This is a genomic window from Nonomuraea sp. NPDC049378 (assembly GCF_055586745.1).
In genome coordinates, this window is record NZ_JBVJHP010000024.1 from 1 (window position 1) to 19,177 (window position 19,177).

A 19,177-nucleotide genomic window follows, 5' to 3' on the forward strand; every position below is an offset into this window, starting at 1 on the left:
GGCATGTCCATCGAGATGCGTGACACCGACGAGGACGTCTTCCGCGCCGCGGAGGAGCTCGGAATCGACCTGTCCCGGCGCGAGCCGAGCAGCGTCGAAGAGGTCTGACGACGCTGAGCGGGCCCCGCGCCGGAACACCACCTTCCGGCGCGGGCCGACGCCGCGCCGTCGGCATGCAGGCTTGCGGCGACGGACGCGTCAAGCCCTGTCGGAGCCGTGCGACCGCGATCCCGGCGGCTCGTCCAGCGGGCACCACGGTGGCGGCGGGAGCAGCACGGGAGAAGGCGGTGGCGGTGCCCGGTGAGGCGATGGAGGAGGGCATCGCCGATCTGCTCGGCATCGAGCGGGGGATGGCCGTCCAGACGAGGAACCCGGCCCCGGAGGCCGCCGCCTGGATCGACGGCGTCCGAGCCGCGCTGGAACAACGGTGCGGCGGCGAACTGCTGGACGAGAGCGCCGACGAGGTCGTCGACGTCGTGTTGTTGTGCTGGCGCGCGGGCGACGGAGGCGGCGACGACCTGGTCGACGCCCTCATGGACGCGATGGGCAACCTCGCCGACGCCGGCTGGATCTGGGTCGTCACTCCCGAGGCCGGCCATGACGGCTATGTCCTGCCGGATGAGCTCGCCGGATCCGTGCCGGCCGCGGGACTCGTCCGGACCCACGGCGTCAGTCTCGGTGGCGGCCGGCGGGCGATCAGGCTGACGTGGCCGCCCTCGCGAAGGACCAGGCGCTGAGGCGCCGGAGGAGAAAGCAGCCCGCCGTGCGGGTGTGCCGCGGCGCGTTCGACCGATGAGTTCTCCCTCCGCCGGCCGTCTACCTCCGGAAGATTTCTCCGCGTGGCCGGCGAGTGGGGGGATGCGATGAGCGAGGTACAGGACCGGATCCAGCGTCATATCGACACGCTGGTCGCCACCGGCGCGGAGACCGGCGTGCAGGTGGCTGTCTATCAGGACGGCGCGCTGATCGTCGACGCGGTGGCGGGCACGGCCGACCCGGCCACCGGGCGACCGATCACCTCCGGTACGCCGATCTTCAGCGTGATCTGGCGTGGGACCCCGGGTGTTTGCGCCGGGGGGGAAACGACAGCGCGGGAGGGCCGCCAGGTTTGAGCGGTGCCCTGATCTTCGGTCTTCGTGCGGCGCTCGGTCTGGCCGCTTCTGGTTGTCGATGTACTCCTTGTCGCACACCTCGATCATGATGTCCTCGTGGCGCGGCGCGGGATCTCGTCGGTGAACACCTTGCGCCGGTCTTTGGGCGTGAAGACCGAATGCGCATGCGGGCTGCGGACCACGCTACGGCCCTGCCGGATATCGGGGTTGGGTTCCCCATTCTGATAACCGGCGGTGACATGGACCTGATGATAGTTTGTTCGATTGTGAAACTGGTGGTGCAGGTGAAGCTCCTGCCGACGCCGCAGCAGGCGACGGCGTTGGAGGCGACCCTGCGCGCCGCCAACGCTGCGGCGACTGTGGTCGCGGCCCTCGCCTTCGAACAGCGATGTTTCCGTAACTTCGATCTGCGCAGGCACGCCTACGATCAGGTCAAGGCGGAGTTCGGGCTGGCGGCCCAGGCCGCCCAGCATGTGATCAAGAAGGTGTGCGACGCCTATCGCACGCTGCACGCCAACCTGGCCGCCGGGAATCTGGGCAGGCCCGGATCCCCGCGCCGGGTCAAGGCCGAAGCCAAGCCGGTCTCCTTCCGGCCGCTGGCGGCTCAGCCGTATGACGACCGGTGCCTGTCCTGGCAGCATGAGGCGCGGACGGTGTCGATCTGGACGACCGGCGGGCGGCTGAAAGGGGTGGCCTTCACCGGCTCAGAGGAGCACCTGGCCCTGCTGGCCGCCCACCGCCGTGGCGAGTCGGATCTGGTGTGCCGGGACGGGATGTGGTTCCTGCACGCCACCATCGAGGTCCCCGACGTCCCGGCCGCCGCGCCGGAGGGGTTCTTGGGCGTGGACCTGGGCATCGCCGACATCGCCACCACCAGCGACGGCGTCCGGCGCAGCGGTGAAGGGCTGAACGCGGTGCGGCACCGGCATCGTGCATTGCGCCGCCGGTTGCAGGCCAAAGCCACCAAGTCCGCCAAGCGGCTGCTCAAGCGCCGTCGCCGCAAGGAGGCCCGTTTCGCGGCCGACACCAATCATGTGATCGCCAAGCAGATCGTGACCGAGGCGGAACGCACCGGGCGCGGGATCGCTCTGGAAGACCTCCAGGGCATCCGCGAGCGGGTACGGCTTCGCAAGCCCCAGCGGGTCACGCTGCATGGGTGGAGTTTCCACCAGTTGGGCGGCTTCATCGACTACAAGGCGGCCCGGGCCGGTGTCGCCGTCATCTACGTCGATCCGTCCTACACCTCACAGCAGTGCTCGCAGTGCGGGCACGTGGACCGGCGCAACCGGCCCGACCAGGCCACCTTCTCCTGCACGTCGTGCGGCTTCGCTGAGCACGCCGACGTCAACGCAGCCCGCAACATCGCCTCACGCGGTGAGACGGGCTGGGCAGTGAGTCACGCTGCCTGACGCGGACCAGACCGTGCACCCCATGTACGGCGAGGAGTTGCAAGCTCGGTCGTAACCGGCTAACAGAGTCGTTTACGGCCGAGAAGCTGACCTCTACCAGATCCAGCCCCACAAGGCGTTCGCTTCGCCACCGGTAGCCGATCGTCCCAAACGCGCTACCAGTGGCGCTGAGAGCACACCCGCAGCCTCGCGCCGCCCCGTCCGCCTGGCCCGGCCGTGAGCCGGCCCAGGCGGGCCAACCGGGCCGCTCCGCTGTGACGGTGACACGACGATGACACGGCGCGGACCGGGCGGGGACACGGCCGGTCGACAGTGGGTGGAGTTGACCGGCGGGCGAGTTCACGCGGTGCGCTGTTGACACTCGGCGGCGCGCCGCGGCCCCGCCTGGGCCGCTGTGACCGTCCGCTGGACACAGGTCACAGCTGAGATGATCGAGGAGAGGGCCTTGGCTGATGGTGGAGCGTGGGACCGGCGTTCGGTGTTGCGGGGTGCCGCCTTGCTGGCCGGCGCCACCGCCGTCGCGCCGCTGCTGGGCGGGACGGCAACGGCGCGAGCCCGCGGCGCCGACGCGGACGCGCTGTTCAAGGCCGGGGAGTTCGACCAGGCCGCCCGCGCGTACGAGGAGATCCTCGGAACGGACCCCGCGAATCTGCACGCGGCCCGCCGGCGCGGCTTCATCGCGCTGCTGTCCAACCGGTTCCCGGCGGCCGAGAAATACCTCACGATGGCCGTCGAGCTGGCGCCCGACGACAGGCAGGCCAACCAGTACCTCGCCGACTGCTACATCCGGCAGGACAAGTTCGCCCTGTCCGCACCGCACTGGAAGGCGGCCGGCAACGAGCTGAACGCCACCTGGTTCGCGGCGGTCCGCGGCGAGCCGTACCAGATCCACGGCGACACCACGCAGGTGCCCTGGCTGCAGATGGACCCGTTTCCGCTGGTCGAAGCCTCGGTCAATGGCGGGTCGGCGAAGCGCTTCCAGTTCTACACCGGCGCCCCGGCACTGAGCTTGTCGGCGTCGGTGGCCAGGGAAGCAGGGGTGAGCGCCGTGGCCAGGAAGCAGATCGATCACCTGGGCGGCATCGCATGGCGGAACGTGGGGGTGCTGGCCTCGTTCGAGGTCGGCGGCATGGAGCTGCGCAACGTCCCCGTGGCCTGGCTGGAGTCGGAGTCCGGCGACGACGTCGACGCGCGGAGCGACGGCATGATCGGCATGTGGGTCTTCTACCACCTGCTGCCCACCTTCGACTACGCCGGCCGGTCGCTCATCCTGCGCCGCAAGACCCCCGAAACGGCCAGAAAGGTACGCGCCGCCGCGGTGCGGGCAGGCACCGAGCCTCTGCCGCTGTATCTGGCCCGTGAGCACCAGACGTTCAGCAGGGGCAGCATCGCCGGCTCCGGCACCCGGGTGCTGGGCGTGGGCTTCGGCGGCGTCGGCGAGATCGCCGCGGGCCTGCACGGGCCGGCGGCCGAGCTGCTGGACGTCCGTGTCGACCACGACCGCCCGATCGAGACTTTCGCCCACAGCCAGCCGGCCGTCGCCTACCCGTGCTACCCGAACGAGCTCCGCCTGGGCGACGCCGTCGCCGAAAACGTCTACTGCTACTCGGACCCGCACCTGCCGCTCAGCCCTCACGGCTTCGACGTGCTGGGCCACTTCGCCCATTGCTTCTACAAGCCCTACACCGTCACCACCGACTTCACCGACATGAACCTCTACGTCACCCGCGGCAAAGCCCGCTGATCACCGTGACCGCTCGGGCGTCAGCCGCCGCCGTGGTGCGGCGCTGGCCCCCGGACTGCTGCGCCTGGCCCGGCAGGAGGCGCCGGGCGTCTCGTTCCGGTTCCAGGCAGAGGAACTGGAGGCCGCGACGCCGTTCGCCGCACACTCCACGCGCCCGGAGCAACCTGACGCGATCTCAGGGGTGCGGCGGCGTCGACCGGCTCGTCCACGCCGAGGCTGCGCAGCAGTTCAGCACGGGTCCGGACGAGGCGGGGTCTCCGCTGTGCGCGTGATGGACGCGAGAAGAGCCAGCTTGTCGGCGCTGTCGGTGCCGGGGTCCGGGTGGAGGATGACGAGCGTCTGACCTGGCGCGCCGCTGACCCCCAGCCTCTCCCGGTTCAGCCACAGGTCGCCGACCTGGGGATGGTCGAGGTGCTTGGACGCGCCGTCGCACGTGTTCACGTCGTGGCGGGCCCACAGCCTGCTGAAGTGAGGGTGGGCGAGGGAGAGCTCGCCGACGAGCTCGATGAACCTGGGGTCGTCGGTGTCGGTGCCGACGGACTTGCGGAAGCCGGCGACCATGCCCTGCGCGGCGTCCTTCCAGTCCGGGAACAGGGCCTGCTCGGCGGGTTCGAGGAACACGTCCCGCAGGCGGTTGCGCCCCGCCACGAGTCGCGGTGACAGAGCGGTCGCCGGCGCGTTGGCGGCCAGGACGTCGAAGTAGCGGCCCTCCACGTACGCGGGCAGCGCGAGCGTGCCGACGAGCTTGGCGACACCCGTGGGAACGGACTCCTTCCTGGGCCGCCGTCGCCGCCGAGGTCCCTCCGTCCCCAGCCGTAGCAGGTAGGCGGTCGCGTCGTCGTCGAGCCGCAGCACGCGGGCCAGGGACTCGAGGACCTGGGCGGAGGGGTTGCGGTCGCGACCCTGTTCCAGGCGCAGGTAGTAGTCGGCGCTGATACCGGCGAGCATCGCGACCTCCTCCCGGCGCAGGCCGGGCACCCGCCGTACGCCCACCGAGGAGATGCCGGCCTGTTCGGGAGTGACGAGCTCCCTGCGGGCGCGTACGTAGTCGCCCAGGAGGTTGGATTCGTCGCTCATGCCGCCACAGTAGTGCGCGCGCCTTCGCGCGTGCCTGGTCCCCTCGCCCCCAGGATCGCCGGGACCCTGGCTCCGCCGGCCGGCAAGCGGAAACCTCGCCTCCGTACGAACAGCGGTGACACGGCAAGGAGCTACACCATGTCTACATTTTTGCTGGTGCACGGGGCCTGGCACAGCGGGCAATGCTGGGAACGGGTGGTGCCGTTGCTGGCCGCGGCCGGGCACCGGGCGCTGGCGCCGTCGCTGACCGGCTACGGCGACAGGGCGCATCTGCTCGGTCCCGAGGTGGGGCTGGACACACACGTCGACGACGTCGTCGAGCTGATCATCGAGCAGGACCTCACCGACGTGATCCTGGTGGGGCACAGCTACGCCGGGCTGGTCATCTCCTCCGCCGCCAACCGGATCCCGGATCGGATCTCCCATCTGGTCTATCTCGACGCGATGGTCCCGGAGGACGGCGAGAGCGCGGTGGACGTGCAGCCTGTGACCCAGGCCCTCATCGACGGCGCGGCGGAGTCCGCGGCGCCCTGGCGGATCCCGCCGATGCCGGAGTTGCCGCCGCCCCTGGGCCTGTTCGGGGTGACCGACCCGGCGGACGTGGCGTGGCTGCGGGCGATGTTGTCCGATCAGCCGGTGCTCTGCCTCCAGCAGCCGGTCCGGCTGGACGACCCGGCCGTGCGCACCATTGCGCGGACCCACATCCACTGCGTGGCCGGCGTGCCGGAGGGCATCGAGCGGCGGCCGGTCCCGGCGACACAGCCCAACGGCAGCCCGGCGCAGGTGTGGGAACTGGAGACGGGCCACGACTGCATGATCACCATGCCGGCCGAGCTCGCCGATCTGCTGCTCAAGCTCGGCTGACCCGGCTCCTGACCGCGGTCGGCCGCGCGGCGATGACGGCGCGACGCGCGGCCGGGGCGCTCCCTATGCGTGGGGGAAGTATCCGAGGACGAACTCCTTGTTCACCTTCGAGGTGGGCGGCTTCGACTCACAGTCCGGCCTCAGCGAGACGAAGTGGCTCTGCGTGTGCGGGACGTAGCAGCGGTACAGCGCCCTTCTGCCGGGGCCGGGGCTGGTGAAGAGATAACCCTCGGTACGCAGTTTGGCGTGCCGCTTGGCCGAGGGGTTGACGCTGTTCTCGCAGTCGGCCGCGCCGGACAGGAATTGGTCGCGCTTCGCGTTTCCGGAGAGGCAGCCGTAGATGGCCCTGGTGCCCGGCTCTTTCTTGGTGAGAATGGGCACCCGTCCTTCCTCGCGATATTTCGGGCCAGGCCGGGCGCCGCTGGTGACATAGTGCTTGAGCCCGTCGAAATAACGCACCAGCGGCACCGTCCTGGCCTCCGCCTGAGCGGCGGGCGCGCCGACTCCGACGATGGCCGCCGCGGCGGTCAGCGCGCTCGCTACCAGCACATTCTTCTTCATGGTCCATCTTTCCTTGCCGGACAGGGTGATGTACGGGAAGGAACATTAGCGACGTTCTCCTGCTCGGACCGACATAGGCGCCCGATATTAAGAAATGGCCGGTCGATGTCCGGTTGATGTCCGGTCTCCGCGGACGGTCCCGACGGCGGACGCGGTCAGGACCGCACGGCCCGGTCGTCCGCGGTGACGTACTGGTCAGGCCGTCCTGGCGGCCGGCGAGATGCACCATGCGGCGGCGAGCTCGTCGGCGGTGGTGATGGCGTGGGCGAAGGTGGGGCCGTTCAGCTCGTGTGCGGCGTGCATCATCTCGGGCAGGAACGCCGCGGTGGCGTCGCGCACCAGCGTGACGTGGTAGCCGAGTTCCATGGCGAATCGGCCGGTGGACTCGATGCAGGTGTTCGCCAGCAGGCCGATGAGCACGACATGGGTGATGCCGTGCTGCTTGAGCTGGAAGTCGAGGTCGGTGTTGGCGAACCCGCTCTGCGCCCAGTGCTCCCGTGCCACGACGTCGCCGGGCTGCGGCCGGAAGTCGGGGTGGAACTCCCCACCCCAGGTCCCGCGGGCGAAGCTGTGACGCTTCATGATGGCGCGTTGCGTCGGGTTGGGGTGATCCCAGGTCTCGTAGTCGCCCGGCTCCCAGCGGCGGTGCGGAACGATCATTATCCGGATGCCGGTCCTTCGGGCGGCGGCGATCACGGAGCTCAGGTGGTCCAGCAGCCCGACCTGCTTCGCCACGGACTCCACGTGCGGCCACACCTTGCCGCCCTCGGACAGGAAGTCGTTGTAGGGATCGACCAGCAGCACGGCCGTGTGGCGGGGCTCGTACACCTGGGACATGACATCCGCTCCTTGCCTGGGACGATGAGAGCAACCCAGGAACAGGCTTGTGCCCATCATTCACAAGAATCAAGTAAGCCCGGTTCAAATGCCGTTTGCCGCATACTCGGACGCCCCGGAAATCTCTGCTCTACTTTGTAAAGCCGCCCGCTCTGGTAACGACTCCCACATTCAGCGATGAAAACAGAGCATCACCGGTCAGGCCGTACGATCAGTGCTGGTGGCTTTCGATGCGGCCGCCGAGTCGAGCGTGCGGCTCGGCCAGGAGCTTCGGATCGGAGACGACGGTCCACCGGTCGCCCACGAGATACGTCCCGCCGTAGGCCCGGGCTCCTTCGTACCACGCGTCCTGGTTCTCTCGCGTGGTGAAGGTCATGACGACGTAGCGGCCGGCGCCGGTTCGGCAGGACACCTGGCGCAGTTCGCTCGCATCGACCTGGACCGACGGCCGGTCACACTCGATGGCGGCGAGGATGCGGTCCAGGCCGGCGCCGGGGAGGGGTTCGCCCGCGACGGGTCGGGTCGGGTGGTGATGGGCGGTCGCGGTGCTGCTCGGTGCGGGAGCGAAGATCGTGAAGACGGCGAGGCCCACGCCCAGGACGGTCAGGCTGGATGCCGCAATGATTCGCAGATGCCTCATCTCGCGCACCTTTCTCGGGTCCGGCGGTGGAGAGACCATGTCCAGGTACGCGCGCCGGCGGCCGCGGGTTCAACGCGAGGACTCGGCGGCGCGGGAGCGGCGCCCCGCTCTCCCGGGCCCCAGGAGGCGACTTCACGCCGGGTGGTGCGGTGTGCGCTGAGCGCGTCGAACTGGATCGCCGCGCACCCTCCCGGCCCCGCAGGCCGGCGGGGTGCGCGGCGGCGGTCAGCCGGCGAGCAGGGCGTTGGCCTCGGTGATGAGTTTCTGCGCGGCCTCGTCGGGGGGCATCCGGTTGAAGATGACCTCCTCGGAGTAGCGCCTGAGGATGCCTTCCATGGCGCTGGAGCCCTTGGGAGGGGCGGCGGGCGGGTCGGCCAGTTCGCCACGGACTTCGTTCACGAACGCCAGGGTCTTCTGGTCGGCCTCCGGGAGTTTGGCGCTGACGGCGGACAGCACCTTGGCGTTGGCGGGCAGGCCGCGGTCGCTGAGGATGTTCTGGCCGGCTTCGGCGTCGTTGACCATGAAGTCGATGAACTTCGCGGCCTCGGCGGCGTGCTCCGACCTGGAGGAGGCGGTGTAGAACATGGCCGGCTGCAGGAACATGCCGCTGGTCGTGGCGCCTTCGATCTTCGGCATGCGCACGAGGTCGAGTTCCTGGCCTGATGCCTTGGCGGCCGCGCCGAGGACGTTGGTCCAGATCATGCTCGTGGCGCCGGTGTTGGTGCCGATGAGCGTCTGTTCGATGCCGGCGTCGTACAGTTCGGAGCTCTTGTCGGCGCTGGGGGAGCCTTTGGTCCTGATCAGGTCCTGCGTGATGGCCCACCAGTCTTCGAGGGTCTGGGGGGACACGCCGATCTTGTTGCCGGCGTAGAGTTGCTCGCCCTTCTGGGCGGCGTAGATCTGCAGGTACGCGGGGTTCCAGGTCAGCTGGGTGCCGGTGATCTTCCCGTCGGTGCCGGTCGTGACCTTGGAGCAGAGTTCGACGAAATCTTCCCAGGTCCAGGAGCTGTCGTCGGGGAGCGTGGCTCTGGCGCGCTTGACCAGGGCGGAGTTGATCACCATCGCGAAGGAGTTGACGCCGGTGGGGATGGCGTACTGCTTGCCGTCGACGACGCCGGTCGCCAGTATTTTGGCGTCGATGTCGGCGGCGCTGACCTTGGAGGCCAGGTCGGCCAGCGCGCCGCGTTCGGCGTATTCGCGGAGCGCGCGGATTTCCAGGGTGATGACGTCGGGCGCGTCCCGGCCCGCGACCTGGGTGGCCAGCCTTTCGTAGTAGCTGGGAAAGTCGGAGATCTCGCCCTCGACGTCGATGGTCGGGTTCTTCGCCTCGAATTTCGCGATCGCCGCTTCGGTCATCTCGCGGCGCGCGTCACTGCCCCAGTAGGCGAAGCGCAGCTTGACCTCGTCGTCGGTGCTCTCGCCGCCGCCGCAGGCCGTGGTGACCGCCACCATGGCGGTGGCGAGCAGGGCCGCCGACCAGATCTTCTTGCCAGAGCTCACGGCTCTTTCCTCCTTGGGGTCTTCTGCTGGGGGTGGAAGGAACGTTCTCGGCACTGCGGTGCCCGTGGCATGGATCTGAGGTCTGACGTTAGCGCGATGATCGGTAAGGGAGGTAGGGGGTTTCGCGACACAGCGCCGCCGGTGTCGGGGGCGCAGGCCGTGTTGCGCGGTGCGGTCCGGTGGGCGCCGGTGTGGGGACTTCCGGAGGGCTGCGGGGGAGTCCGGCCGCAGGCGACGGCGGGCCCGCGCGGCGCGTGCCGGTGGGGCGGGGTCACCGTGCGGCCGGATCCTGGTGGTCAGGCGAAGAAGGTGATCCTTCCTTTGCCGTGGACGGTGCTGAGTCCCTTGGTGGCGCAGATGCTGATGTTGGAGGTCGGGGTGGCGGTGCCGGCAACCTTGCTGCCCGCCAGCGCTCCTTTGCTGACCCGTCCGCTGAGGAGCATGTCGCCGGGGTTGTGGCCGGTCAGCTTCTCCATCGATGGTCGCAGGGTGGAGACGCCGGCTCGCCGGCCGTCGGCGCCGTACCAGGTGATGGTGCCTTTGCCGTGTATGTCTTGCGCGCCGGCGCAGGAGGCGCGGCCGGTGCTGCGCACGGTCATGACGCCGGAGCGCATCCCGGCGGCCGAGGGCGATGAGGCGGTGCAGCCGGTCAGCGCGAGCCTGGCCTGGGCGGTGACGGTGTCCGGCAGGAACCTGACCGGCGGGGCGAACGTGATGGGGCGTTCGGCGGTGGTGGAGACCTGGCAGGTGAGCAGGGTCTGCCGGGTGGTGGCCGCGGCGGGTGATGTGGTCGCCGTCGTCATCGCCACCGCCGCGGCCGTGGCCGCGCCTGCGCGCATGAGCGGGTGAACGGGCATGTCGTCTCCTTGTCCTGGTGGTGGCCGGTGTGCGGCGCTCGGTGATCTTCCGAGGTGGAGCCCACGATAGGAGGGGGCGTGCTGCGGGGCGGCGAGCGCGGCGCCTGGCGGGAAAACTTGATCGACTTCTTAACGGCGCACGCCGTGCCACAAGTGATCAGTTGTCGCGGTATGGGCGACGCTGGGTGGCACGAGCGCTGACTGTGCCCTGGGGGAGGGAGTTTCATCGTGGGTGAGGACGACATCGCGACCGTGGTGCGGGAGCACTGCGTGCGGATCCTGAAGGTCGACCCGGGCCGGGTGACCGTGGACGCGCTGCTGCGTGAGGACCTGGAGGCCGACAGCCTGGATCTGGCCGAGCTGCACGTGGCCTTGGAGGACAGGTGGGGGCCGCTGCCTCGCGAGACCCTCGCTGACGTGCGGACCGTGGGCGATGTGATCGCCAGGGCCCGCCTGCTGCTGAGGGGATCGGTGTGAGCGTGCCCGGGGTTCGTGTCGCGGTGACCGGCCTGGGGGTGCGTACTCCGGCGGGCGCCCACCCCAAGGAGGTGTGGAACACGCTGCTGGCCGGCCGGTCCACCGCCCGCCCGATCATCTCGTTCGACACCGAAGGGCTGGGCGTCGGCTTCGCCTGCCAGATCGCCGACCTGGACATGGAGGCGTACCTGCCCGCCAAGCAGGCGTCGCGGCTCGACCGGATGGCTCAGCTGGCCTTCTGCGCCGCCACCGACGCTCTGGCCGACGCGGGCGCCCTGCGAGCGCCGCCGCAGCGCCGGGCGGTGGTGACCGGCACCTGCTTCGGCGGCAGGATGACGGACGAGGCGGTCATGCTCGGAGGGCAGCATTCCGGACGCGGCGATCCGGGCCCGCTGTGCGTGCCGATGGCCATGCACAACTCGGCGGCCGCCGCGATCAGCATTCACCACCGCATCCAGGGTCCCAGCCTGTCGGTGGAGACGGCCTGCGCCTCAGGCTCCCACGCGATCGGCGAGGCGGGCCGCCTGGTGCGCGGAGGGCACGCCGACGTGGCGATCGCCGGTGGAGCGGAGGCCTGTATCACTCCGACGGTGCTGCTGGGCTTCCGGCGTTGCCAGGTCCTGTCGCAGCGCAACGACGCGCCTGAGCGTGCCAGCCGGCCCTTCGACCGTGATCGGGACGGCTTCGTGCTGGCCGAGGGCGCCGCGTTCGTCGTCCTGGAGAACCTCGAACACGCCATGCGCCGCGACGCCCATGTCTACGCCGAGCTGACCGGCTACGCCTCCGTCTCCGACGCCCACCATCTCACCGCGCCGTCGCCGCAGGGCGAGGGGGCGGCCCGTTGCATGCGCGCCGCGCTCGCCGACGCGGGCCTGGCCCCGGAGGAGATCGCGCACGTCAACGCGCACGGCACCGGCACACCGCTCAACGACGTGGCCGAGGCCCAGGCGATCAACGAGGTGTTCGGCCCGGCGAAAGTTGCGGTCACCTCGGTCAAGGGGGTCACCGGGCACGCCATCGCCGCCGCGGGCGCCATCGAGGCCGTGGCGGCCGTGCTGGCGCTGCAGGAACGTGCCATCCCGCCCACGGCCAACCTCGAGCACGTGGACCCGCGGTGCGACGTCGATGTCGTCGACCGGGTGCGGCCCATGACGCCGCGGCCGGTCATGTCGAACTCTTTCGGTTTCGGCGGCCACAACGCCGCCCTGATCTTCTCGCCGTGCTGACCCGAGGACCTGTCGTGCGCATCTCCGCTCTCACCGGCGTCACCGCCGCCGTCCTGCCCGCCTTCCCGCTCGCCGTCCTGCTCGCCGGCGGGCCGGCCGGTCCGGTCGCCGCCGACGTCGCCACGCCCTCACCGGTCGCCGCCGGTGTTCCCGGCATCGTGCCCTCGCCGGCCGGTCCGGTCGTCGCCGGTGTTCCCGCCGCGACGCCCCGGCCTGTCGTCGCCGGCACCGGGCTCCCGTCGGCGGATGCCCCGCTCGACGCCCCGCCCGATGCCCTGCCCGATGCCCTGCCCGGTGATCAGGAAGAGGGGCTGGAAGTGGGGCAGGGCAAGATCTGCATCAACGTTCCCGTCGACGCCATCGCCAGAGCCTGGGCCAGGATCGTCGCGCCGGGTCTGGTCGTCAGTCGCGCCGCCGGCGCGGCGCCGCGCGTCGGGGTGCCAACGCCGCCCCAGCCAACGCCGTCCCAGCCGGGGGTTACACCAGTGGTGACGCCAGTGGTGACGCCAGTGGTGACGCCTGGGGTGACGCCCGCTCTGCGGTTCCCTGGCGGCGGGCTGCCCAAGGCCATGCCCTTCCTGGAAGCCGTGCCCTGCTGAGCCCGCCCGTCAGGCGATCCCGCTCACGGGGGAGCCGTGGAAGGTGCCGCCGTAGCAGGTCATGCGGCTCGTGCTGGTCGGGCTCGGCAGGACCACGCCGGTGCCGAGCATGCAGTCGATGATCGAGACGCTGAGGGCGGGCCCTGCCGTGACGACCAGGAGGGCGCTTCCTGCGGCTGTGGAGGCGAGGACGGTGATGAGGCGGCGCATGGCGAATCCATTCACTGTAAGTAATGTTCTGCTACGTAGAGTTACCATACGGTAGTGATCCAGAACGAGCTGTGAGAGGTGAGGCGTGACCACCCCGCTCTTCGACGTCGTGGCGATGACCGAACACTGGACGCGCGCCCGGCCCGGCACGGTCGCCTGCCGCGTCGATCGCCGTCGCGGCGCCGAGGAGCTGACCTACGGGCGGCTCGACGAGCTCATCACCGAGGCGGCGGCCAGGCTGGCCCGCGCCGGGGTGACGGCCGGGACGCGGGCCGCGGTGATGATCCCGCCCGGCCGGGATCTGGTCGCGGTGGTGCTGGCGCTGCTCCGGCTGCGGGCCGTACCCGTCCTGATCGACCCGGGGCTCGGGGCGCGCGCCATCGGCGCCTGCCTCGAGGAGGCCGCCGTCCAGGCGTTCATCGCGGTTCCGCGCGCTCATCTGGCGCGGCTCCTGCTGGGCTGGGCACGCGGCAGCGTGACCGCCACCGTCACGTTCGCCACGCCCGCCCTGTGGTTCGCCCGCATCCGCCGCCTCCACGCCGGCACGCCGCCGGTCGCCGCGGCGCGCCCACGGACGCCGTACGCCGACGATCTGGCGTTGATCGCCTTCACCTCCGGCTCCACCGGCGTGCCGAAAGGAGTGCCCTACCGCCACCGGCACCTGGCCGGGCAGACCGAGCTGCTGGCGCACCTGGGCGCGCTCGAGCCGGGCGCCACGGTGTATTCGACCTTCCTGCCGTTCGCGGTGGCGGCGCCGGCGATGGGGTGCGCCTCGGTCATCCCGCGGCTCGACCTGCGCCGTCCCGGACGCACCGACCCGGCCGCCATGGCCGCCTCCATCGCCGCCCACGGCGTGCGGGGCCTGTTCGCGGCGCCCGCGCTGCTGGACCGGCTCACCCGTCACTGCGCGCGCCACGGGCAGGTCCTGGACAGCCTCCAGATCGTGCTCACCGCCGGCGCGCCCCTGCCCTTCTCGGTGCTGCGGCGCGCCCAGCGGTGCCTGCCCGCGCACGCCGACGTCCGCTCGGTGTACGGCGCGACCGAATGCCTGCTGGTCGCCGTGGCGGACGCGGCCGAGCTCGCGGGAACGGCGGCGGACACCGCGCGCGGCGCCGGCACCTGCCTGGGCTCGGCGCTGCCCGGGAACCGGGTCCGCGTCATCGGCATCACCGACGAGGCGATCCCGCGCTGGTCGGACGATCTGGTGGTGCCGGCCGGCACCGTGGGGGAGATCACCGTGGCCGGCCCCGCGGTCAGCGACCCGTACCTGAAGCGCCCGCGCGAGAGCGCGCTGGCCCGCATCGACGACGACGGCGAGCCGGTGCACCGCATGGGGGATCTCGGCTGGCAGGACGAGCGGGGGCGGCTGTGGTTCGCGGGACGCAAGAGCGAACGCGTGCGCACCGCCGACGGCGAGATGTACACCGACCAGGTCGAGCCGATCGTCAACGCGCTGCCGGGCGTGCACCGCAGCGCGCTGGTGGGCGTGGGGCCGCCGGGCGGCCAGCGCCCGGTGTTGTGCGTGGAGTGCGAGCCGGGCACCCCCGGGCGCGAGCGTCGCGAGATCGTCGAACGGGTGCGGGCCGCCGCGATCGGCGGCATCGGGCACGTGCTGGCCCACCCGGGCTTCCCCATGGACGTCCGGCACGCCAGCAAGATCCGCCGCCCGCTGCTGGCCCGCTGGGCCGCGCGCGAGCTGGGCGGTGACGGGCGGTGAAGGTGCTGGTGACCGGCGGCGGCGGATTCCTCGGCCAGGCCGTGTGCCGGCTGCTGGCCGCGCGAGGCGAGCACGTCTCGACGCTGGGCCGCCGCGGCCACCCGGAGCTGGACGCGCTCGGCGTCGTCCAGCACGCCGCCGACATCCGTGACCCGGACGGCGTACGCGCCGCCGTGGCCGGCTGCGAGGCCGTCGTGCACTGCGCCGCCCTGGCCGGGATGTGGGGACCGGCCCACGCCTACCGGTCGATCAACGTGGCGGGCACGGCGAACCTGATCGAGGCGTGCCTGCGGGCCGGCGTCACCCGGCTGGTGCACATCTCCTCGCCCAGCGTCGTGCACGACGGAGGCGACCTGGAGGGCGTCGACGAGTCGGCCCCCTACGCCCGCCGCTTCCTGGCCCACTACCCGGCGAGCAAGGCGATCGCCGAACGGATCGTGCTGGCCGCCGGCAACGAGCGGCTGGCCACCGTCGCGCTGCGCCCGCACCTCATCTGGGGGCCGGGAGACCCGCATTTCCTGCCCAGGCTCGTCGCCCAGGCCCACCGCGGCCGGCTCGTCCTGCCACGCGCCCCCGGCAAGCGCATCGACACGGTCTACGTCGGCAACGCGGCCGAAGCCACCCTGCTCGCCCTGGACGTGCTCGCCCCGGGATCGCCGGTCGCCGGCCGCGCCTACTTCATCACCCAGGACGAGCCCATCACGGTCGCCGCCTGGGTCAACGGCCTGCTGGGCGCGGCCGGCCTGCCGCCGGTGACCCGGTACGTCCCGGCCGGCGTGGCCCGGATGGGAGCCGCGGTCGTCGAATACGGCTACCGGCTCGCCCGCACGCGCTCGCAACCCCCCGTCACGCGGATCGCCGCCGTCCAGGCCACGACCTCCCACTGGTTCGACGTCTCCGCCGCCCGCCGCGATCTCGGCTACGTGCCGCGCGTCAGCACGGCCGAGGGCCTGGCCAGGCTCGCCGCCCACCTGTCCGCCCACGCCGCGGACCCGGACGGCGATCGCGCCGCACGCCCGCCCGTACCACCGATCCAGCCCTGAGGTCCCGATGCCCGGCCACGTCCCGCGCCTGCCCGGCTACCCCTTCGTCTCCCGCTGGTTCGCCCGTGACGGGCTGCGCCAGCACTACCTGGACGAGGGCGACGGGGCGCCCGTGCTCATGCTGCACGGCAACCCTTCGTGGAGCTACCTGTGGCGGCGGCTGATCGAGGCGCTGCGCGGCGAGCACCGCTGCGTCGCGCCCGACCACATCGGCATGGGCCTGTCGGACAAGCCCGGCCAGGACCGCTATCCCCACACCCTGGCCTCCCGCGTGGACGACCTCGACGCGCTCACCGCCCACCTCGTCGCCGAGCGGGGCGCACCGGACCGTGGCTGGACGCTCGTGGTGCACGACTGGGGCGGCCCGGTCGGCATGGCCTGGGCCGGCCGCCACCCCGGCCGGGTGGCCCGGCTGGTCGTGCTCAACAGCGCCGCATTCCCCAACCCGCACGGCCCGAGGGTACGGCCGGCGCTGCGGCTGCCGCTGTGGCTGCTGCGTGAGACCCGCCTGGGTGAGCGGCTGTTCCTGCGCCACCACGCCTTCGCCCGCCTGGCCACGCTGCCGCCGTTCGGGGTCCGCAACCGGCTGCCCTCCGACGTGCGGGCCGCCTTCCTGGCCCCCGGCGACCGCCAGGGGAACCGGCTGGCCGTCCAGCGGTTCGTGCACGACATCCCGCTCGGCCCCGGCCACCGATCCTGGCCGCTGCTGGTGCGGGCGGGGGAGTGCCTGGCCGGCTTCGCGGACCGGCCCGTCCTGATCGGCTGGGGGATGCGCGACCCGGTGTTCGACCCGCTCATGCTGCGCGAGTGGCGACGGCGCCTGCCCCGCGCCCAGATCCACGCCTTCCGCGATGCCGGCCACTACGTGCTCGAAGACGCCCACGACCGGCTCGTCCCCGCCATCAGCGCCTTCCTGCGCCGCTGACCGGCCCGGACCGGACGCCGTCCAGCGGGTCCTCGCCCCGGACGCTTCCCACCGGACGCCCTGCGCCGGGCCCCTTCACCCCGGGCCGCCCTGACCGGGCACTGACCCGCGTTCCTGGCAGCCACCAGTTGCGATGCCCCAGCAGCCGCATCAGGCACGGGACCAGCACCATCCGGATGATGGTCGCGTCGATGACGATCGCCGCCGCCACCGCGAACCCGCCCTGCTGGAAGTCCAGCCGCCGCGTGAACATCAGGCCGCCGAACGTGACGGCCATGATGGCGGCGGCCAGCGTGATGGGACGCGCCGTGTGCCGCAGCCCGTGCAGGACGGCGGCGGTGTTGTCGCCGCCGCGGCGGTAGTGCTCGGCGATGCGGTGCACGAGGAAGACCTCGTAGTCCAGGGACAGGCCGAAGACGATGGTGAAGACGACCAGCGGCAACAGCACGTTGATGTCGGCGCCCTGCCCGCCCAGGTCCTGGAAGACGACGGTGAGCAGCCCGAAGGCGGCACAGACGCACAGCAGGTTCATGGCGAGCGCCTTCACCGGGATCAGCAGGCTGCGGAAGACGATCAGCAGGAGCGCGGACGACGCCAGCAGCACGACCGCCAGCACCCGCCACAGTCCGCCCAGCGCGCCTTCCGCCAGGTCGGCGAGCCGCGCCGCCGGCCCGGTGGCCAGCACCTGCTGACCGGCGGGCAGCAGGCGCCCGGCGAGGGCGTACACGTCCTGCTGCAAGGCGGCGCCGGCGTCGCTGTCCGGGGCGGGCCTGCCGGCGACCAGCATCACCGTCAGATCCCTGCCGTTGTCCAGCACGGTGGCCACCGACACCCGCGGGTCGGCCCGCAGAGCCTGGCCGAAGGCGAAGGTGTCCACCGGGGCGGCGCCGTCCGGGTGCGGCAGCGCCAGCGCGGTCAGCCCGGCCACCCCGTCCCGCTCCAGCTCGGCCAGGCCCGCGCCGATGTCGGTGCCGGCCAGCGCGCCCCGGTCGTAGTGCAGCCCGAGCCGCAGATGCAGCACCGGCGCGGCGGCCAGCAGCAGCACGGTGGTGGCCGCCACCGCGTACCAGCCTGGCCGCCTCATCAGATGTTCCGCGCCGCGCAGCCACGCGGGCCGCCTCGTCAGATGCTCGCCACCGCGCGCCCACGCGGGCCGCTCCGCTCCGCGCCCGGCCCGCCACCTCGGCACCCTGCCCCACTCCAGCCGGCGATCCACCCGGGCCAGCAGCGCGGGGCCCAGCGTCAGCGCGGCCGCCAGGGTGACGCACGCGGCCAGCATCCCCGCCAGCGCCAGGGAACGCGCCCACGGGACGCCGACGACCAGCAGCGCGCAGGAGGTGACGGCGACGACGGCTCCGCACCAGGCCACCGTGCTGCCCGCGGTGGCGGCGGCGCGTCCGGCCGCCACCGCGGGCGCCAGACCCGCGCGACGGGCCTGGCGGTAACGCAGCAGGATCAGCAGCGTGTAGTCCAGCCCCAACCCCAGCGACATGGTGACCGTGTAGGTCAGCATGGTCGAGTCGACGGGCACGAGCGTGCCCGCCACCGCGAGCGCGCCCGCCCCGGTCGTGATCGCCGCACCGCCCACCACCAGGGGCACGACCGCGGCGCCCACCGTCCCCAGCCCGAGCACCAGCAGCAGCGCCGCCACCGGGATGGTCACGGCCTCCATCGTCCGCAGGTCGGCCATGTCGGTGTGCGCCATCTGCCCGAAGGCGCGGCTGACGCCGAGGATGGTCACGCCGACCGCGCCCGCCGACGCGTCCCCGGCCGCCTGCCGCGCGCTCGCGAGCTGGGCGGGCAGATTCCGCTGACGGGTGAGTTCGTCACCGTGCACGCCGGCCAGAACGTAGGCGTGGCGGGGATGCCCGCCGTCGATCTCCGGCAGCGGCAGCAGCGCGCCGATGTCCGGGCGGGCGGCCAGCGCGTCCACCGTGGCGGCCATCGCCTGCTGGAAGCGCGGCTCGCCCGCGTCCAGGCGCGCCGAGGAGAAGGCCAGCAGCATCTGCTCCTCGCCCAGTTCAGGGAGCCCGCGTGCGATCATGGCCGCGGCCGCCGCGGACCTGGAGCCGGGCACTTCCAGCGAGGGCGGAGCCAGCCGCTGCATGAGGCCCGGCAGCAGCATCACCGACCCTGCGGCCAGGAGCAGCCACACCGCGAGGACGAGCCGTCCACGGCGGGCCGCCGCCCGGCCCAGCCTGCCGAGCGCGGCGGAGCCGGCGCCGGGATCGTCCGGCTGAGAACCGGAAGGTCCGGGGGAGAGGCCGGTGGGGGAGACGGCCGCGCCGCCGTGGCGGGAACGGCGGCGACGGACACCAACCGGCATGAGCGCTCCTCTTCCTCCTCCCGCCGCCCGGAACCTGCGGGCGGCGGTCCTTC

Annotated in this window: 19 protein-coding genes; 11 read left to right on the forward strand and 8 right to left on the reverse strand. The window is 72.0% G+C overall.

Annotation, left to right across the window (positions count from 1 at the left end; all coding sequences use genetic code 11):
- Positions 1-287 precede the first annotated feature (287 nt).
- From ACZ6SA_RS39855 to ACZ6SA_RS39870, 4 genes are all read left to right on the forward strand, one after another.
- Positions 288-737: a DUF3052 family protein gene (locus tag ACZ6SA_RS39855; protein ID WP_465834099.1), complete on the forward strand. Its 450-nt coding sequence runs from the start codon at positions 288-290 to the stop codon at positions 735-737.
- Between the two features lie 126 nt (positions 738-863).
- Positions 864-1,112 carry a serine hydrolase gene (locus ACZ6SA_RS39860; RefSeq protein WP_465834101.1) on the forward strand — a complete coding sequence of 83 codons (249 nt, stop codon included), beginning with the start codon at positions 864-866 and terminating at the stop codon, positions 1,110-1,112.
- Positions 1,113-1,378: 266 nt separating this feature from the next.
- Positions 1,379-2,521 carry an RNA-guided endonuclease InsQ/TnpB family protein gene (locus ACZ6SA_RS39865; protein ID WP_465834103.1) on the forward strand — a complete coding sequence of 381 codons (1,143 nt, stop codon included), beginning with the start codon at positions 1,379-1,381 and terminating at the stop codon, positions 2,519-2,521.
- 445 nt (positions 2,522-2,966) lie between these two features.
- On the forward strand, positions 2,967-4,265 hold the full coding sequence (locus tag ACZ6SA_RS39870) for an aspartyl protease family protein (RefSeq protein WP_347649422.1): 1,299 nt from the start codon (positions 2,967-2,969) through the stop codon (positions 4,263-4,265).
- A 228-nt stretch (positions 4,266-4,493) separates the two neighbouring features.
- Here ACZ6SA_RS39870 and ACZ6SA_RS39875 read toward each other — a convergent pair whose 3' ends face one another.
- Positions 4,494-5,342 (reverse strand): helix-turn-helix domain-containing protein, encoded by an 849-nt coding sequence (locus tag ACZ6SA_RS39875; protein ID WP_465834105.1) that lies wholly within the window; start codon positions 5,340-5,342, stop codon positions 4,494-4,496.
- Positions 5,343-5,480: 138 nt separating this feature from the next.
- On the opposite strand from ACZ6SA_RS39875, the gene ACZ6SA_RS39880 reads away from it, so the two are divergent.
- The gene (locus tag ACZ6SA_RS39880) at positions 5,481-6,206 is read left to right on the forward strand and encodes an alpha/beta fold hydrolase (RefSeq protein ID WP_465834107.1); all 726 of its coding nucleotides are present in this window, start codon (positions 5,481-5,483) and stop codon (positions 6,204-6,206) included.
- Positions 6,207-6,269: 63 nt separating this feature from the next.
- Here the strand turns inward: ACZ6SA_RS39880 and ACZ6SA_RS39885 are convergent, their stop codons facing one another.
- The 5 genes from ACZ6SA_RS39885 to ACZ6SA_RS39905 form a co-directional block, all read right to left on the reverse strand.
- Positions 6,270-6,767: a hypothetical protein gene (locus ACZ6SA_RS39885; RefSeq protein WP_347649425.1), complete on the reverse strand. Its 498-nt coding sequence runs from the start codon at positions 6,765-6,767 to the stop codon at positions 6,270-6,272.
- A 195-nt stretch (positions 6,768-6,962) separates the two neighbouring features.
- The gene (locus ACZ6SA_RS39890) at positions 6,963-7,604 is read right to left on the reverse strand and encodes a cysteine hydrolase family protein (protein ID WP_347649426.1); all 642 of its coding nucleotides are present in this window, start codon (positions 7,602-7,604) and stop codon (positions 6,963-6,965) included.
- A gap of 211 nt (positions 7,605-7,815) precedes the next feature.
- The gene (locus ACZ6SA_RS39895) at positions 7,816-8,244 is read right to left on the reverse strand and encodes a hypothetical protein (protein ID WP_347649427.1); all 429 of its coding nucleotides are present in this window, start codon (positions 8,242-8,244) and stop codon (positions 7,816-7,818) included.
- Positions 8,245-8,469: 225 nt separating this feature from the next.
- Positions 8,470-9,744, reverse strand: a complete 1,275-nt coding sequence (locus ACZ6SA_RS39900; RefSeq protein ID WP_465834110.1) for an extracellular solute-binding protein — start codon at positions 9,742-9,744, stop codon at positions 8,470-8,472.
- A 296-nt stretch (positions 9,745-10,040) separates the two neighbouring features.
- Positions 10,041-10,601: a hypothetical protein gene (locus ACZ6SA_RS39905; protein ID WP_465834112.1), complete on the reverse strand. Its 561-nt coding sequence runs from the start codon at positions 10,599-10,601 to the stop codon at positions 10,041-10,043.
- A gap of 228 nt (positions 10,602-10,829) precedes the next feature.
- Here ACZ6SA_RS39905 and ACZ6SA_RS39910 point away from each other — a divergent pair, with 228 nt between their 5' ends.
- From ACZ6SA_RS39910 to ACZ6SA_RS39920, 3 genes are read left to right on the forward strand one after another with little or no spacing between them, the layout of a single operon-like run.
- Positions 10,830-11,078, forward strand: coding sequence for an acyl carrier protein (locus tag ACZ6SA_RS39910; RefSeq protein WP_347649430.1), 249 nt, complete (start codon positions 10,830-10,832; stop codon positions 11,076-11,078).
- Entirely contained in the window at positions 11,075-12,304 is a 1,230-nt protein-coding gene (locus tag ACZ6SA_RS39915; RefSeq protein ID WP_465834115.1) for a beta-ketoacyl-[acyl-carrier-protein] synthase family protein, read from the forward strand. Before ACZ6SA_RS39910 ends, ACZ6SA_RS39915 begins: the two co-directional genes overlap by 4 nt.
- A gap of 14 nt (positions 12,305-12,318) precedes the next feature.
- Positions 12,319-12,903 carry a hypothetical protein gene (locus ACZ6SA_RS39920; protein ID WP_465834117.1) on the forward strand — a complete coding sequence of 195 codons (585 nt, stop codon included), beginning with the start codon at positions 12,319-12,321 and terminating at the stop codon, positions 12,901-12,903.
- A gap of 9 nt (positions 12,904-12,912) precedes the next feature.
- Here ACZ6SA_RS39920 and ACZ6SA_RS39925 read toward each other — a convergent pair whose 3' ends face one another.
- Entirely contained in the window at positions 12,913-13,113 is a 201-nt protein-coding gene (locus ACZ6SA_RS39925) for a hypothetical protein (RefSeq protein ID WP_347649433.1), read from the reverse strand.
- Positions 13,114-13,198: 85 nt separating this feature from the next.
- Here ACZ6SA_RS39925 and ACZ6SA_RS39930 point away from each other — a divergent pair, with 85 nt between their 5' ends.
- Genes ACZ6SA_RS39930 through ACZ6SA_RS39940 form a run of 3 tightly spaced genes read left to right on the forward strand, consistent with a single transcriptional unit; the run spans position 13,199 to position 16,798 of the window.
- Entirely contained in the window at positions 13,199-14,830 is a 1,632-nt protein-coding gene (locus tag ACZ6SA_RS39930) for a fatty acid CoA ligase family protein (RefSeq protein ID WP_347649434.1), read from the forward strand.
- Entirely contained in the window at positions 14,827-15,873 is a 1,047-nt protein-coding gene (locus ACZ6SA_RS39935; protein ID WP_465834120.1) for an NAD-dependent epimerase/dehydratase family protein, read from the forward strand. Before ACZ6SA_RS39930 ends, ACZ6SA_RS39935 begins: the two co-directional genes overlap by 4 nt.
- A 7-nt stretch (positions 15,874-15,880) precedes the next feature.
- The gene (locus tag ACZ6SA_RS39940) at positions 15,881-16,798 is read left to right on the forward strand and encodes an alpha/beta fold hydrolase (protein ID WP_465834122.1); all 918 of its coding nucleotides are present in this window, start codon (positions 15,881-15,883) and stop codon (positions 16,796-16,798) included.
- On the opposite strand, the gene ACZ6SA_RS39945 is transcribed toward ACZ6SA_RS39940, so the two are convergent.
- Positions 16,776-19,124 carry an MMPL family transporter gene (locus tag ACZ6SA_RS39945; RefSeq protein WP_347649437.1) on the reverse strand — a complete coding sequence of 783 codons (2,349 nt, stop codon included), beginning with the start codon at positions 19,122-19,124 and terminating at the stop codon, positions 16,776-16,778. The two genes, ACZ6SA_RS39940 and ACZ6SA_RS39945, sit on opposite strands and share 23 nt — an antisense overlap.
- Positions 19,125-19,177: the final 53 nt, after the last annotated feature.

Bases quoted from the DNA above. Each gene is read 5' to 3' on its own strand.
- ACZ6SA_RS39860 (WP_465834101.1), top strand. From the start codon at position 864: ATGAGCGAGGTACAGGACCGGATCCAGCGTCATATCGACACGCTGGTC.
- ACZ6SA_RS39875 (WP_465834105.1), bottom strand. From the start codon at position 5,342: ATGAGCGACGAATCCAACCTCCTGGGCGACTACGTACGCGCCCGCAGG.
- ACZ6SA_RS39880 (WP_465834107.1), top strand. From the start codon at position 5,481: ATGTCTACATTTTTGCTGGTGCACGGGGCCTGGCACAGCGGGCAATGC.
- ACZ6SA_RS39885 (WP_347649425.1), bottom strand. From the start codon at position 6,767: ATGAAGAAGAATGTGCTGGTAGCGAGCGCGCTGACCGCCGCGGCGGCC.
- ACZ6SA_RS39890 (WP_347649426.1), bottom strand. From the start codon at position 7,604: ATGTCCCAGGTGTACGAGCCCCGCCACACGGCCGTGCTGCTGGTCGAT.
- ACZ6SA_RS39895 (WP_347649427.1), bottom strand. From the start codon at position 8,244: ATGAGGCATCTGCGAATCATTGCGGCATCCAGCCTGACCGTCCTGGGC.
- ACZ6SA_RS39905 (WP_465834112.1), bottom strand. From the start codon at position 10,601: ATGCCCGTTCACCCGCTCATGCGCGCAGGCGCGGCCACGGCCGCGGCG.
- ACZ6SA_RS39925 (WP_347649433.1), bottom strand. From the start codon at position 13,113: ATGCGCCGCCTCATCACCGTCCTCGCCTCCACAGCCGCAGGAAGCGCC.
- ACZ6SA_RS39940 (WP_465834122.1), top strand. From the start codon at position 15,881: ATGCCCGGCCACGTCCCGCGCCTGCCCGGCTACCCCTTCGTCTCCCGC.
- ACZ6SA_RS39945 (WP_347649437.1), bottom strand. From the start codon at position 19,124: ATGCCGGTTGGTGTCCGTCGCCGCCGTTCCCGCCACGGCGGCGCGGCC.